This is a genomic window from Longimicrobiaceae bacterium (assembly GCA_035696245.1).
GTDB lineage: Bacteria > Gemmatimonadota > Gemmatimonadetes > Longimicrobiales > Longimicrobiaceae > DASRQW01.
Map to the genome: position 1 here is coordinate 1 of DASRQW010000139.1, position 13,576 is coordinate 13,576.

General features: G+C 71.0%; 15 protein-coding genes. 3 read left to right on the plus strand and 12 right to left on the minus strand.

Features of this window, described 5'->3' with window-relative positions; all coding sequences use genetic code 11:
- The first annotated feature begins 132 nt into the window (after positions 1-132).
- The 3 genes from VFE05_06195 (at position 133) to VFE05_06205 (ending at position 2,649) form a co-directional block, all read left to right on the plus strand.
- A complete protein-coding gene (locus VFE05_06195; GenBank protein HET6229655.1) occupies positions 133-669 on the plus strand; it encodes an SMI1/KNR4 family protein in 537 nt (178 codons plus the stop codon).
- 602 nt (positions 670-1,271) lie between these two features.
- Positions 1,272-1,685 (plus strand): hypothetical protein, encoded by a 414-nt coding sequence (locus tag VFE05_06200; GenBank protein HET6229656.1) that lies wholly within the window; start codon positions 1,272-1,274, stop codon positions 1,683-1,685.
- A 172-nt stretch (positions 1,686-1,857) separates the two neighbouring features.
- A complete protein-coding gene (locus VFE05_06205) occupies positions 1,858-2,649 on the plus strand; it encodes a hypothetical protein (protein ID HET6229657.1) in 792 nt (263 codons plus the stop codon).
- A gap of 149 nt (positions 2,650-2,798) precedes the next feature.
- Here the strand turns inward: VFE05_06205 and VFE05_06210 are convergent, their stop codons facing one another.
- The 12 genes from VFE05_06210 to dnaN all read right to left on the minus strand — a co-directional run bounded on the left by VFE05_06210 (position 2,799) and on the right by dnaN (position 13,215).
- The gene (locus tag VFE05_06210) at positions 2,799-3,155 is read right to left on the minus strand and encodes a hypothetical protein (protein ID HET6229658.1); all 357 of its coding nucleotides are present in this window, start codon (positions 3,153-3,155) and stop codon (positions 2,799-2,801) included.
- Positions 3,156-3,253: 98 nt separating this feature from the next.
- Complete coding sequence (locus tag VFE05_06215; GenBank protein ID HET6229659.1) at positions 3,254-3,508, minus strand: hypothetical protein; 255 nt, start codon at positions 3,506-3,508, stop codon at positions 3,254-3,256.
- Between the two features lie 9 nt (positions 3,509-3,517).
- Positions 3,518-4,342, minus strand: coding sequence for a PRTRC system ThiF family protein (locus tag VFE05_06220; GenBank protein ID HET6229660.1), 825 nt, complete (start codon positions 4,340-4,342; stop codon positions 3,518-3,520).
- Positions 4,339-5,040, minus strand: a complete 702-nt coding sequence (locus VFE05_06225; GenBank protein ID HET6229661.1) for a PRTRC system protein B — start codon at positions 5,038-5,040, stop codon at positions 4,339-4,341. The genes VFE05_06220 and VFE05_06225 overlap by 4 nt, the downstream gene beginning before the upstream one ends.
- Positions 5,037-5,915, minus strand: coding sequence for a hypothetical protein (locus VFE05_06230; protein HET6229662.1), 879 nt, complete (start codon positions 5,913-5,915; stop codon positions 5,037-5,039). The genes VFE05_06225 and VFE05_06230 overlap by 4 nt, the downstream gene beginning before the upstream one ends.
- 310 nt (positions 5,916-6,225) lie before the next feature.
- Entirely contained in the window at positions 6,226-7,191 is a 966-nt protein-coding gene (locus tag VFE05_06235; protein ID HET6229663.1) for a hypothetical protein, read from the minus strand.
- Positions 7,192-7,229: 38 nt separating this feature from the next.
- A complete protein-coding gene (locus VFE05_06240; protein ID HET6229664.1) occupies positions 7,230-7,487 on the minus strand; it encodes a PRTRC system protein C in 258 nt (85 codons plus the stop codon).
- A gap of 58 nt (positions 7,488-7,545) precedes the next feature.
- Positions 7,546-8,154: a PRTRC system protein E gene (locus tag VFE05_06245; protein ID HET6229665.1), complete on the minus strand. Its 609-nt coding sequence runs from the start codon at positions 8,152-8,154 to the stop codon at positions 7,546-7,548.
- Between the two features lie 121 nt (positions 8,155-8,275).
- Positions 8,276-8,683 (minus strand): hypothetical protein, encoded by a 408-nt coding sequence (locus VFE05_06250; GenBank protein ID HET6229666.1) that lies wholly within the window; start codon positions 8,681-8,683, stop codon positions 8,276-8,278.
- The gene (locus VFE05_06255; GenBank protein ID HET6229667.1) at positions 8,680-10,158 is read right to left on the minus strand and encodes a toprim domain-containing protein; all 1,479 of its coding nucleotides are present in this window, start codon (positions 10,156-10,158) and stop codon (positions 8,680-8,682) included. Before VFE05_06255 ends, VFE05_06250 begins: the two co-directional genes overlap by 4 nt.
- Positions 10,158-11,942, minus strand: coding sequence for a RecQ family ATP-dependent DNA helicase (locus VFE05_06260; protein ID HET6229668.1), 1,785 nt, complete (start codon positions 11,940-11,942; stop codon positions 10,158-10,160). Before VFE05_06260 ends, VFE05_06255 begins: the two co-directional genes overlap by 1 nt.
- Positions 11,943-12,027: 85 nt before the next feature.
- Positions 12,028-13,215 (minus strand): DNA polymerase III subunit beta, encoded by a 1,188-nt coding sequence (dnaN, locus tag VFE05_06265; protein ID HET6229669.1) that lies wholly within the window; start codon positions 13,213-13,215, stop codon positions 12,028-12,030.
- Positions 13,216-13,576 lie beyond the last annotated feature (361 nt).

The window sequence follows — 13,576 nt, forward strand, 5'->3', positions numbered from 1 at the left end:
GGGGTGCAGAGCATCTCGGCGAGCATGGAGCGAATTACCGGAATCCGACGACAGGGGAGCTACTGAACCGTGGACACTAATCCCTTTCTCCTTCGCGTTCGTGCGGTTGTCGATGCGGCACGCCCTTTGGGCGTGCAAACACTCGCGAACGGGACAAAGCTCGTTGGGCACGTACCCCACGTTGCTCCCGAGGCATGGTTGCACGTTGTCTTTCCAGCGCTTTCCGAGCCGGAGCTCGTGTCGCTTAAGACGAGCCTGGGAGGACCACTGCCGGAGGACTATCGGAACTTCCTCCGGCAGATGAACGGAATAAGGCTTTTCTCCGGAGCGCTCACCATTGACGGTTTGCGGAAGAGTTACGAACGAACCGGAGAGGCCGTATGGCAGCCGTTCGACGTAGTCGACCTGAATACGTTGGAGCGCCCGCAGGGCGCCAAACCAACTGACTTCTTCATTGGTGGGTACGATTGGGACGGATCAGTATTGTGCGTTGATACTGGTAGCGGTGAGACCTGGCGGCGTGATCGAGACGGGTTCCCTTCTCTGAACCGTTGGCCGAGCCTTTTTCATATGCTCGCCGATGAGACCGAGAGATTGGCCGGGCACTTCGATGCAGAAGGCAAGGAGATCAACCCATCGATACCTACCACGCCACCGTCGGATGCTTGACACATTCCCCGATTGGCAGGGGCGGGTGCGCAGAGCGAATCGGTGTCCGGTGGAGGGTCAGGAGCGATGAGCACGGTGGGCCGTCAGCCGGACGGCTCCCCTTCATCCACCAGTCGCCCCCGGGCGGGCCAGGTGGACAGCGTCTGGCGCGGCGGCGAAGGCCCGGGGGGAGCGCCCGCAGCGGATCGCGTACGACGCCGTGCTGCGCGACCTGGCGTCCACGACCAGCCCGCTCGGCCGTGTCGCCTCGTACACGGCGGACCGGATCGGCCGGGACAGAGGCGGTTCACCACGTGAACCCTCTTGCAGGACATCCTGGCTCAGCCGCAAAGGCCATCTTCCCTCTTCGCGGTCTACCGGCGTCCATACACAGCGGGGCATGGAACCTCCGCGCCTTTGTCGCCCGTTGCTAATGCGGCGGCACACGCGAACCTGATTCGCTTGGAGGCCGGGGTGCGATTGTTGTGGAACCCGTATATGGTCGCACTTCGGGGAGCTGCCAGCGCATCCGCAGTCGCTAGATTCCAAGGAGCGTCAAGATGGGTCGTCGTACGTGGCTCTCGGAACTCCGCGCCACCTCCCCGCGTCAGGTTCAACGCCGCGTGGACGCGATTGCAGAACGAATCGCATCACTCTCGTCGGAGGAGGCGCGAACGGCTGTGGAGAAGCTTTTTCTCAGCGGGTCGTTGTTTCGGTGTTTCCGGGCCCCACCTTCTCCGGAGGAAGCAGACATAGTCGCAGCGCTCCACGGATCAGCACGGGAGCTGTTCTTGGAGTACCGATCCGTCGAGACAAACAGCATTCGGCTGCACCGTGGGGATATCCGCCCGTACCCTCGTGGCCTCGGTCTCATCGCCATAGGCGAGGACTTGGAGCACGCGATTGTGGTGGTCGAGCAGACGACTGGCTCACTCGCGGTCATTGAGGACGATGGGCAGCCCAATCCGGATCTCAGCGACTCCTATCCCTCTATCTGGCATTACTTGCTCTTCATTGCAGAAACAAGCGAACGGTGACGTTGCTTTCCGGCGACGGTGACGACCGCGATGGAAGAAGAATGGGGGGCAGCGATTCCTTTTGGGAAAGGTACTGACGCTGCTACCAGAGAGTTCGTTCTCGCGGCTGCTCGCGTGATCTATCGGAACCACCCAGTGATCCTCACCGCCTTGGGCTTGAGGTAACCGTAGCATGCGAATTACCCACCACATCAGTCTGGCGGTGGACGCTGAACTGGAGCTGCGATTTCGCGCTCTCGGTCTGGACGTCGGTCAAGGGTTTGCGACGTTCGATGTGGACGAAGCGAATCCGAACTGGGAAGCGATCGCGCGAATTGTCGCAGAGCATCTCGCCGTTCACCTAGTCTTTACGACTTTTACCCCGGCGGAACTGCGGGCGGCTGAATTCGTGAAGATTGGACCGGATTGGCATCATGGTTATCCGCAGCCGGAGGATACGTATCGGGAGGTGACGTATGACCTTAGAGACTACTGTGAGCAGTGCGGGATCGGGGGAGTCCAGAAAGCTCCGTTCCGCATGAAGAGTGAGCCGAAGTGGGGGAAGCGGAGCCTCCTACAACTCAACTGGGTGTTCGACGAATACTTCGTCGAACCTTCGGCGTGGGAGACAGTGCTGAAGCCCTTGGGTATTGAGACCCAGCCCGTGCTCCATCACCGGACGGGCAAGCCGCTCGACACCGTCCTTCAGCTCACCATACCGAAGGTCGCGGATGCTGGACTGAAGCTCGGCGATCATCCTCACACCTGGTGTACGCGCTGTGAGCGGAAGAAGTACCTGCCCTTCACTCGTGGGTGCTTCCCTTCGTTCGCTTCGGATTCGCCTTCTGCTCCGATCGCGAAGACGCAGGAGTGGTTTGGGTCCGGAGCCTCAGCGTCGCGAGCGGTCGTGATTTCAAAGAGCGTTTACGCAGCTCTTTCGTCGAATCGCCTGCGGGGGTGTACCTACTCACCGCTGTGTGAGTAGCTCGAGCCACCGGCAGTGCAGCGGCGAGTCGACGAGGGAAACCGCTTGGCATTTCGCATCCCACCATCCGGCATTACCTGCTCTTCAGAGCCGAAGCGAGCAGTATGAGCGCCTGGCGCGACGGCGGGAAGACTCTTCGGGCGGATCCCCTAACGGCGTGCCTGCCGCGCCGACACCGAATCCGCGAGGGCCCTCCGTGCGGCGATGTACGTCCGGGCGCGGAGGCCCCGGAGCTCGGCGATGGCGCTGTCGTGCTCAGCGGACTGCAGGTCGCGCACCTCCGCGAGACGAATGAGCCCGTCGTACCGCGACAGGAGGTTGTCCAGCGCGATGGCTTCTTCCGCAGCACCCGGTGCACGCTCAACCGCAGGCGGGATCGGGATACCAGGCGCCGGCTCCGCTGACGGCGTCCCCAGCGACGCCATGCGGCGCGGCGCGGCCGGTGCTCCGTGCGGTCGCGTGCCAAGGATCACCAGGGTCAGCACGAACAGCCCGCCGACCACCATGCGGTGCCCGCCCGCCCGGAGAAGGGCCTGGACGAGAGCCGGCAGGTTCCGCGGGGGAGCTGGGGGATCGGGTGTGGGGTCGCTCACGGTCGAGGCGCTCAAGCGCGGTCCGGTGGGAATGGGTGATCGGCGCGGCCCCGGCCGGGCACCGCCGCCGGGCGCAGGCGCGGGACGGTGTGGAGCAGCGCGGACGGGACACGGGCGAGGTGCCCGAGGCTCTCGAAGTCGCGCCACACGGCAACGGTCAGCCGTGCGCCTCCGTCCCGCTCCGGCGGGTTGTGGGCGACGACCACACCGCGGTCGCGTTCCGTCCAGGCGACCCGGTCGCCGGTGTCCAGCGGCGGCTTCCTCACGTCCATCTCTCAGGCGGCCAGGGGCAGGAGCGGAGCGGGGGTGCTCTCCCCCGTGGTACCCCGGCCGTCCCCGACGGGGCTGGCCGCCATCATCTGCGCCCACTGCTCGGGATCAACGGGGATCGGCTGCGTCGTGCCCTCCGCGAGGTTGAGGAAGAGCCCGTGGTGGCTCAGCTCGCCATGCCGGAAGAGCTGCCCCAGCAGGTACAGCATGTGGTACGCGAGAACGTGGTTGGTGAACGGCGCCTGGCGGGTCAGGGCTTCCGCCGCCGAGCACGAAGGGCCCGCCTCCTCCGGCCCCGGCGCGACCACGTCGGGGAGCAGCTCCGCGACGGTGGGAAGGCGCATCCCGCCTCCGCTCCCGCGCGGCTCGCCCAGCACGACCTGCCCGAAGTCGTTCCCGTTCCCCGCGTCCAGCCAGTACAACACGCTCCACGACCGCCGCGACGACTCCGCCAGCATGGCGCGGGCGGCGCGGCTGTCGACGCAGCCGACCACGATCTGGTAGGGTGTCAGGTCGTCGTCGGGCGCGACGAAGTGCGGGCTGGCCGACCAGTCGAGCCCCCAGAACCAGTTGAGACGGGTGATCAGCACCTCCGCCTTGTTGCGCCCGACCTCGTGCAGGCTGAACGGCTGCCGCACGCAGTTGGACTCGCTCACAGTGTCCCCGTCCGCGAGCGTCACCTTGAGCCCGCCCGGGTGGCCGAGCGCGCGCATCGCCTGGTGCAGGTACGGGAGGCCGCTCGCGAACGCCGCGCCCGTGCCGCCGGCGCCCACCACCAGCATCTGGACCGGACCGTCCAGCAGGCGCGGGGAGATCCGGTGGGTCCTCATCGGTTCAGCCATGATTCCAGCCTCTCGTGGGCGGGCACCAGCCAGCGTGCGGGGAAGCGGGGCAGGGTGCGCAGGTCGGTGAGCATCGCGGCGTACCCGAACGGGTGCCGCGAGAGGTGGGTGTGGTGGGGTGTGGTGAAGGCCGTGTCCCAGAACGCGGCCTCCCACGCCTCGATGCAGTCCACCGGCTGCCCCGGCGGGATCGGCATGCTCCCCATGCAGAGCCATCCCGTCGTGTACACGTTCCAGAGCGGGGCGTGGTACAGCGGGGCGCGGGCGCCCGGCATGCCGCGGCAGGCGAGCGCGCGCACCCGGAGCCGGCGCTTCTGCGCGTGGAAGACCAGCGCGGGCATGGCGACCGTCTGCAGGCTGTGCTCGCCGAGCGGCCCCGTCCTGGAGAAGAACGGGGTCCGGGGGCCGGCCGGCGACCACCAGACGGCTTCACCGTCGCCGCTCGCGAGGAGGCGCCGGTGGACGACGGAGAGCACGCGCACGGGGGCCTCGCGGAGCACGCGGGCCAGGAATCCGGCGTCCACCGGGCGTCCCGCGCCGTACTCCGGGCCGTTCGGCCCTTCGACGATGCGCCGCGCCTCCAAGTAGGTCTTGCCGCCAGCGCCGCCGCTGCCGCGGTAGAGGAGGATCGCTTCCTTCAGCTGGAGCGAGAGGTCGGTGCCGGTGCTGATGTGGGTTTCGATCATCGGTCACTCTCGAGGAGGTCATGGACGGCGCGGACGAGGTGCTGGCCCAGAGCGAGGGTGCGAAGCACGCGGCGCAGGTGGCGGAGCGACGCTGCCAACCGGACGGGTGACCGGGTGTCCACCAGGTGTACCGCGTGCGGCGGAGGTCCGAAGCCGCTGTTCATCGAGTGCTCCTGCATCTCGTCGTAGGCGTGCCGGACCGCGTCGTCCGCATCCCGGGTGAGGAGCAGGGCGGCCGTGTCGTAGCCGTCCTCGGTGCTGCGGATGCGGTCCAGGACCGCATCCGGCCGGAGCGCGCAGGGCTGCCTGCGGGTGGAGAGGAGCCCGGCCGCGCTGCGCCGGACCGGACCCGCGGGAAGTGCACGGAGCCCGTCCAGCAGCGCGGCGCGCTCGCGCAGGTCCGCGGAGAGGCCGCGCACGAACTCCTGCGCTGCCTGGAACTCCTGCACGCGCTCCAGCGACAGCCGGCGCTCCTCCTCCTCGTCGTCCTCGACGCTCTCTATGCAGTCGACCCACCACTCCGCTACCCAGTCCAGGTCGTCGGGGACGAAGACGTGGACCACCCGCCCCAGCCCCGTGCGGAGCGCCGTCGCCACCACGGCCGCGGCCTTCTCGCCCCAGCGGCGGGACACGGCCTCCAGCGAGAGGACGGAGCACGTGTCCACCTCCACCACGACGGCGAAGCATCCCTCCTCACGAGGCCTGACGGGCTCCTGGCACTGCTCCGCGAGATCCGACCAGAGGCTCAGCGTCAGGTGCACCTCCATCCCATCGCCGGCATGCGCCAGGCTCCGGGCCGAGTGGCGGGCCCACGACCTTCCGATCAGCTCGGTGGGGAGCCCGCCGCCTGCTGGCCGGTCCGCGCCCGTGAGCACGCCGGCACGCACGAGCGGGGCGGCCAGCCGCGCGAACTCCGCCTGCGTCTCGGGCGCGTGCCGGCGCAGGACGGGCGGGATGCCGTCCAGCGCAGGGAGCCGCGTCGTCGGGCCGGTCGCTAACAGGGAGGCGGAAGGGGCAAGGCCATCGCCTGGGAAGCGGCTGCGGCGAGGGCGGCGTGGAGCCGCTCGCCCAACTGCTGGTGCCGCGGCGATTCCAGCGCGGCACGAAGCGCCGCCTGACCCGCAGGGACGTGGTTGGGGTCCTTCCATCGCTCCAGCTCTTCGAGTAGGCATCGCACGTCGTCGGTCATGGGCGTTCTGCGGGGTCGGAGAGTGCGTCGAGCGCGGCGACGAGCCGGGTTGCCGCGCGGGTCCTGCGCAGCGCGTGCAGCCAGCGCCGCCAGGCGGTCACCGCTTCCTGCGGCTCCGCGGGATTGAGCAGCCACATGAGCTGGGGCACCGGGAAAGCGCCGCCCTGCGCGAGCATGAACTCGGCTTCGTCCGCCGCGTGGTCGAGCGGGCACCCGTGATCCCAGATCAGCTGCACGACGGGGGCGGGCAGGCTCCAGTCGACGTCTTCGGTCTCCCGCCACGCCGTGTCGTCCGGCGGGAAGTCCTCACGGGCAAGTGCAGAGAGCCCGCGAGCCAGGCCTCGGATGCCGCGGTCCGGGATCCCGGCGCACCCTGCGGCGCGGCCGCGGGCGAAGAGCTGGTCCAGGTGGCGGATGATCCGGTCCGCCCCCAGCGCGCGGAGGCGGATCTCGCGGGCCTCCTCCGTGCCCTCGTCGCGGTCCCGCCACCCGTCGATGATCCAGGCGAGCTCCTCGCCGCCGCCGACGTGGAGCGGGGTGTGCCGAACGAGCCGTTCGAGCACCACGCCGGTCGCCGTCTCGCCGAGCACCGCGACCAGAGGCGCGACCCGCAGGCGGTAGGTCTCCGACGAGTCGATCCCGACGGCCCAGCGCGCTTCCCCCGGATCCACCGCGTCGGCGCACAGCTCGTTCAGAACATCGGCCCAGGGGCGCAGGAAGGCGGAGACGCGGGGTCCTCGGGAGGTGCGGCGGTTGAGGCGCGCGGCCACGCGTTCCACCGCCCGCTCGACCAGCCGTCCGGGGGCGGGGAAGCCCGGGTCCAGGTCGCCGAGCACGACCTCCCCGGCTCGCGCGAGCGCCTGCACGAGATCGAGGAGCCCGGCGTCCTGCCGGGCGGCGGAGACCCGCAGCGGGACCGCATGCAGCGGCGGGAGCGACGGCGCGCCGCCGGGGGCGAGCACGCGGCCCGGCGCGACCGCCGGACCGCGTGCGGGACGGCTCACCCGAAGGTGCCGCCCTGGGGCGTGTACGAGTAGACCTCCACGCCCCCTTCGTAGGTGGGGCCGTCGATCTTGGCGTTGAGCACCGCCGCGTAGTTGGTCGCGTGAATGCGCCGCACGGCCTCCAGCGACCTCCCCGGCAGCGGATCCTCCAGCGTGACGCCCTTGTACCTCCACCTGCGGACGACAGGGGTCGCGACGATGGACAGGGGAATCACGGGCGCAGCGGGCGGGGGCGCTGCAAGCGCGGTGGACATGGTTCTCCTCCGGGAGCGGGGGACGGGATGACGGCGCCGGCGGGGCTCGCCGGCGCGCTCAGTTGAACAGGGCGCTGACGGCGTCCACCGGGGGCGTCACCGTCGTGTGCACCACCCGCACGTCCGGCGCGGGCGCGTCCGGCTTCTTCGCGCCCGAACGCGCGGCGCGGGCCGCCACGGCGGGCTTCTCCGCGGCGGCGTCGGGAGCTACACCCGGCGCAGCGGCCGCGTCGGGAGCTTCGGCCGGCTCAGGGGCGGGCGCGGAAGGGTCCTCGGCCGTGGCCAGCTCGGTCTGCCCTTGGTCGGCCGCACCGGGCTTGCCCTTGGCCTTGCCAGGCTTGTCCTTGGCGCCGCGCAGCGTATCGTCGCGCGCCTTCCCCGCGGCGGACGCCACCTGGTCGATGGCCTTCTGCAGGCCCACGTGGGCGGGCACCCAGCGGCTGGCGAAGAGGGCGGGGAGGTCGCGGTCGAGCTCCGCCGGCGTCGCCTCGACGGAGAAGCCGCGGGAGAGCTCGGGGCTGCTCTCGCCTTCGAGCTGCACCGGCTGGACGACGAGGTGAAGGCGGCCGTTGGCGGCGCCGCTGAGGATCATGTGGACCGGGCGGCGCGACGCCACCGGCGCGATGGCCTGCATCAGTCCGGGATCGGGAGGGTGCGGATCGCTCATGCGAGATCTCCGTAGGGGTGAAAGCGATGCGGGGCCGGCCCCGTTTGGAGCCAGCCCCGCGTTCTCGCCTCCGGGTCCGCGCCCGCGGCGCGTCCGGGGGACGGTGTCGGACCAAAGCCCGTCAGCCGGGCTCGCCCAGGATGAAGTGGTCGAAGTCCTCGGGTCCGAGGGCAAACCGGTGCAGGACGACCTGCAGCACGGGTGTCGGGACCAGGCGGGCGATGCCGCCGCTCCAGTATCGCCGCCACTCCGCCGGAAGCGACGCGAGCTCTGCGTCCCACCGCTCGTCGAGTAGACGGCCGTCGCGGGTGAAGACCGCGACTTCCCACGCCTCCACGTCGCCCGGAGGTGCGGCGGCGCGTGGGAGGCTGGCGTGCTCGGCCGACGCCTGGATGCTCACGACGTACGCGCCCGTGTCGAGCGGATGAAAGAGGCGCCGGTCTCCGGAGGACGAGATCTCGCACAGGCGCTCGCGGAAGTCCCTCGTCGCGTCCAGCCGCTCCCACGGAGGAACGTCGCTGGGCGTCATGGCGGCCGTCCGTGGGCTGGTTGGGTGTCGGACTCGGCGTCGGACCAGAGCGGCCCCACGTCCTGGTGGACCCACGGCGCGTGCCGCAGCAGCGCCCCCAGGCGCCACTCGCGGTGCAGGTCGCAGGCGTCGCGGTCGAGCAGGATCGTGCGCCACCGGCGGCGCGCCCACTCGGTGCCCCGCGTGCGGGCGAGCGAGTCGCGGATGCGGGCCGCGCCCTTCCGCCCGGCTTCGTCGGCATCGAACCATCCTACCACCATGCGCGTCGCGTCGGGGATCCGCAGGGCCCATGCGTCCTGCCAGGTCCACGCGCCCGGGAGGCCGACGGTGACGGCACGGTACGGCTCCGAGAGGAGCACGTACGCGTTGAGCTCCCCCTCCACCACGTGGAGGGCAGCGCCCCCGCGGGTGAGTGCGGCCGCGTTGAAGGGCGCGTCGGGGTTCGCGTCCTTGGGCGAGACGTACCGTGGACACCGCGACGCCTCCGGGTCCGCGAGGTTGCGGAAGCGCACACCGGCCAGGCGCAGGTCGTCCCAGACCGGGATCACGAGCAGCGGCGCCCGCCCTCGTCCGGGCCACCAGGGGCTCCCGCGCGCCCGCGCATCGGCACGCGGGGGCTCGCCGCGAGGGAAGCCGGCGGCGAGCAGCTCGTCGTCGCTGAAGGCGCTCATGAGCGGAAGCACCCGGCGCTGCCATTCCCCCGGCTCCGTGGACCGGAAGCCGTACGCCTCCGCGGCAGCCGCGTCAATGCGCCGCCGGGACAGCTCCGCGCGGCCGAGGGGGCCCATGCGGAGGTGCGCGAGGAGGAGCTCGTAGAGCGCCGCCGGCTCCCGGCACCCCGGACGCGTGCGGATCACGGCCAGCGCACGCTCGCGAGGCCCGGGCTCCTCAGGCGGCTCCGGACGGCGCGGGGCGGCGCGTGGTGGCGAACCACGCAGCGCCGCCGCCAGGCGGAAGCACGCGTCGGCGGGGGTGGTGCCCCAGACCGCCATCGCGACGTCGACGTGCCCCTTCCACCCCTGCTGTGCGTCGCCCGCGCAGGAGGACCCCCGGCACCGCCAGCGGCGCCGGTAGCTTCGGAGCGTCCCCGCGCCCGCGCAGACGGGACAGTTCCACTCGTAGCATCCCGCGCCTGCGGTGAGCCCCAGCACGGCCGCCGTCTCGTCGCTGCCGTGCGCGGCCACCTCCCGCCACGGCGGCTCTTCCCCGGCCGCGGCGATGCCGAGCAGGTCCGCGAGCTGGCGGCAGGCGTCGGCGGGCTGCAGCTCCCACAGGCGCGCGGCCGTGTCCACGTTGCTGTAGGCGTGCCCTCCGCACCCGCTGTAGCAGTACCACGCGCGCTTGAGCGGCGAGAAGTTCCGGCCGCCGCAGAACGGACAGAGGTACTTCCGTCCGCCCCGCGGGCTCCGGGTGAGCGGGAGGTGTTCCGTGAGCCTGGAGGGCGCGGTCGCGTTGACGGTGTCCCACGGCAGCATCAGGCGGCTCTCCGCAGTCCCGGGTCGCAGCGGTCGCACCCGCCGCACCGCTCCCGCAGCCCGTCGCCGAAGTAGGCGAGCAGGTGCTCGCGCCGGCACGCCTCCGTGGAGGCGTACCCCTCCACCTGGTCGAGCTGGGTGCGCAGCCGGTTCCGGATGCGCATCTGCGCCGCCCAGTCCACCGGGAGCGACGCGGGGTCGAGTCTGCGTCTCAGCACCCTGCACCCTGCCTCCTCCCAGGCGACCTCCAGGATCCCGCACTCGGCGAGCTGCTCCAGCGACCGGCGGACCCGGGCGCGGTCGGACCCGAGCGCCGTCACCTCGGTGCCGCGCAGCGTGACGCCGTCGTACAGGTCGCGTTCGCCGCGCCCGGTCCAGAGCGCCGCGAGGACACCGCGGAGCGCCGTGGCGCCGCCGGGGAGCAGCCCCCGGATCTGGTCCGCGGCGCAGGTGAGCCGCACGAACGCGCCCTCGCGCCCGCGCCGGGTGTTGAAGGCGATCCCGGCGCCCGCCAGGATGCGCACGGCGGCGGCGGTCTGCCCCTCGCTCGCCACGCGGACCTGCCGCGCCCAGGCGGCGAGGGTGTCTGGAAGGTGACCGTCGTCCCCGGCCGCACGATCCAGCGCTGCGTAGACGCGGGCCACCGTTTCCGGCGGCGGGTGCATCTCCTCGATGCGGACCTCGTGGGTGCGGCGGTCCGCTGGGGCGTGCAGGAGCAGGCAGCGAGCGGGGTCGCCGTCCCGTCCCGCGCGGCCCGCCTCCTGGTAGTAGGACTCCAGGGTGCCGGGGAAGGCATAGTGAGCGACGAGCCTCACGTCCTGCTTGTCGATGCCCATCCCGAACGCGCTCGTCGCCGCGATCAGCGGGATCTCCCCCGCCATGAACCCCTGCTGCACACGGCGGCGCTCGGCTGCGGAGAGTCCGGCGTGGTAGGCCGCCGTGCGGAGCCCCGTAGCGCGGAGCCACCCGGCGACCTGCTCCGCGTCGCCACGGTACTCGGTGTAGACGATGATGCTCCCCAGCGGCTCCGCCCGGACCCGCGCGAGGAGGAGCCGCATCTTGGCTGCGGGGTCCGGTGCGTACGCCACCTCCCAGCGGAGATTCGGGCGGTCGACGCCCCGGACGATCACCCGGGGGTCGTGCATCGTGAGCACGGAGACGATGTCGCGCCGGACCTCCGGGGTGGCGGTCGCGGTCAGCGCCAGGACCGGTGCACCTGCCAGCAGGCTGCGGTACGTGCCGAGCCGGGTGTAGGCCGGCCGGAAATCGTGTCCCCACTCCGAGATGCAGTGGGCCTCGTCCACCACGAGCAGGGGGACGTGCAGGCACGCCAGACGGGCACGGAACGCGGCGCTGTCGAAGCGCTCCGGCGCCACGTAGAGGAGCTTGAAGTGCCCCGCCTCCGCGGCTGCCAGGGTGGCCTCCGTCTCGGCAGGGGTGAGGCTGGAGTTGATGTAGGCGGAGGGGATGCCCCGGCCTTCGAGGTCGTCCACCTGATCGAGCATGAGCGCGATCAGCGGCGAGACCACGAGCGTGGTCCCCCGCAGGAGAGGGGCGATGGTCTGGTAGATGGCGCTCTTGCCCGCGCCGGTAGGGAGAACGGCGAGCACGTCGTCGCCGCCGAGCACGGACTCCACGACCTCGGCCTGTGCCCCGCGGAAATCGGCGTGGCCCCAGAGCTGCCGGAGCATAGTGCGGGCGTCCTGCAGGGTCGGGTGCGCACCGGCCTGGATGTGGTCGGGGACCCGGAGCGGCTGGATGTCGAAGCGGAGATCGGTCTGCATGGCTGTTCGTCCCGGTCTGCGTGCAGGCGGGCGCGATCCTCCTTTCTCCAGGGGTGGTACCCGCGCCGCGGGTGGCGGGAACGGCTCAGGCCGCGGCGGCCAGCGGAGCGGGTTCGGCGATGTCGGCGACCGCCACCGGCTCCGTGCAATCGAGCGACTCCAGCGACACCGGCATCACCAGCCACAGCGACCGGATCGGGTCGTCGCCGCGCCCGTCCAGCAGGATGCCGCTTCGCGAGCCGTGCAGCCGGATGCGCACCTCCTCGGCCGACACCACGTCGAGCACGTCGGCCATCATCGCCGCGTTGAACGCCAGGGTGACCGGATCCCCCAGGATCGTCGCCTCCACCTGGTCGTGGGCGCTGCCCACGTCGGGCGAGTTGGTCCAGAGGCGCAGGCTGCGGTTCTCCGCCCGGAGGATGACTGCCTTGTTCGGCTGCGTCCGGGCGAGCGTCGCCGTCCTGCGGACCGCCTGGGCAAGGGTGGCGGTGGGCACCTGGACGACCGCGCCCGGCGCGCGGGGAAGGATCCTGGCGTAGTCCGGGTACTCGCCCGCGAGCGTGCGCCCGGTGAGGGTGAGCCCGGCCACCCTGAACGAGACGGTGGTGTCGCCGAACAGAACCGTGACGGGCCCCCGGCCCTTAAAGTGCCGCTCCGCCGCCGCGAGGAGCTGCGGCGGCACCGTGCAGCGGACGCCGTCAGGCAGACCGGCGACGGGCGCCTCGCAGATCCCGACCTGGCGACCGTTCGTCGCCACCATACGCAGCGAGGTCGCGGTGGTCTCCAGCAGGACGCCGCAGAGGATGCCGCGTCCCTCCTCCTTCGCCGTGAGCCACGCCACGCGCGCCGCCATCGCGCCCAACACGTCGCTGGGCACGGTGGCTTCGTTCGTCCCGGGCGGCAGGCTCGCCGGGCCGCCGACGTAGTCATCGGCCGCGGCGGCGGCGAGCCGGAACCGGGAGTTCCCCGCGTCGATCGCGCCGGCCGCCTCGGCCAGGTGCAGGCGCGTCCTGCTGGCGGGATCGCTGGCGCGTGCGATCTCCGCGAGCTGACGCCCAGGGAGGCACATGCTGCCCGGGACGGTCACCTCGCCCTTGATCTCCACCTCGATGGAGAAGTCGAGGTCGGTGCCCCGGTACGTGACCACGCCGTCGTCGCGCGCCTCGATCTGCACGAGCGTGAGCGCGGGGAGGATGCCCTCGCGGCGTGGGAGGGCGTCGGCCGCCGTGTCGATGGCCGCCCGGTGTTCCCTGGTGTCGATGGTGAAGTCCATGGCCGTCCGCTGCTAGGGGGAGGAAGGCCGTGGGCTGGCCTTCCATGCGCAGCGGGACGTTCTCGGGGAAGGGGCGGCCCGCAGGCCGCGCTCGCGCTCATCTGAGCGCAAGAGGGAGACGCTCTCTTGGTCAGAAGCGAACCTTCGTTCCAACGTTACCGGCGTGGGGGACTAAACCAACAAAATGCACCGTGGGAAGCCGCGGTAATTCCGAGAGCATGTGAAGAACGTCCGAGACGCGTTCGTCCGCTCGATCCATTTGGACGACAGACCTCGTTGTAACAGAAACCACTGCTCGTCTCCTGAAGGATGAGGCCCAGTGTCGCCTCCCACGCTGAACAGACAGCGTAACAGAAACGGA

Bases quoted from the DNA above. Each gene is read 5' to 3' on its own strand.
- VFE05_06205 (HET6229657.1), top strand. From the start codon at position 1,858: ATGCGAATTACCCACCACATCAGTCTGGCGGTGGACGCTGAACTGGAG.
- VFE05_06210 (HET6229658.1), bottom strand. From the start codon at position 3,155: ATGGTGGTCGGCGGGCTGTTCGTGCTGACCCTGGTGATCCTTGGCACG.
- VFE05_06220 (HET6229660.1), bottom strand. From the start codon at position 4,342: ATGAGGACCCACCGGATCTCCCCGCGCCTGCTGGACGGTCCGGTCCAG.
- VFE05_06225 (HET6229661.1), bottom strand. From the start codon at position 5,040: ATGATCGAAACCCACATCAGCACCGGCACCGACCTCTCGCTCCAGCTG.
- VFE05_06240 (HET6229664.1), bottom strand. From the start codon at position 7,487: ATGTCCACCGCGCTTGCAGCGCCCCCGCCCGCTGCGCCCGTGATTCCC.
- VFE05_06245 (HET6229665.1), bottom strand. From the start codon at position 8,154: ATGAGCGATCCGCACCCTCCCGATCCCGGACTGATGCAGGCCATCGCG.
- VFE05_06250 (HET6229666.1), bottom strand. From the start codon at position 8,683: ATGACGCCCAGCGACGTTCCTCCGTGGGAGCGGCTGGACGCGACGAGG.
- VFE05_06255 (HET6229667.1), bottom strand. From the start codon at position 10,158: ATGCTGCCGTGGGACACCGTCAACGCGACCGCGCCCTCCAGGCTCACG.
- VFE05_06260 (HET6229668.1), bottom strand. From the start codon at position 11,942: ATGCAGACCGATCTCCGCTTCGACATCCAGCCGCTCCGGGTCCCCGAC.
- dnaN (HET6229669.1), bottom strand. From the start codon at position 13,215: ATGGACTTCACCATCGACACCAGGGAACACCGGGCGGCCATCGACACG.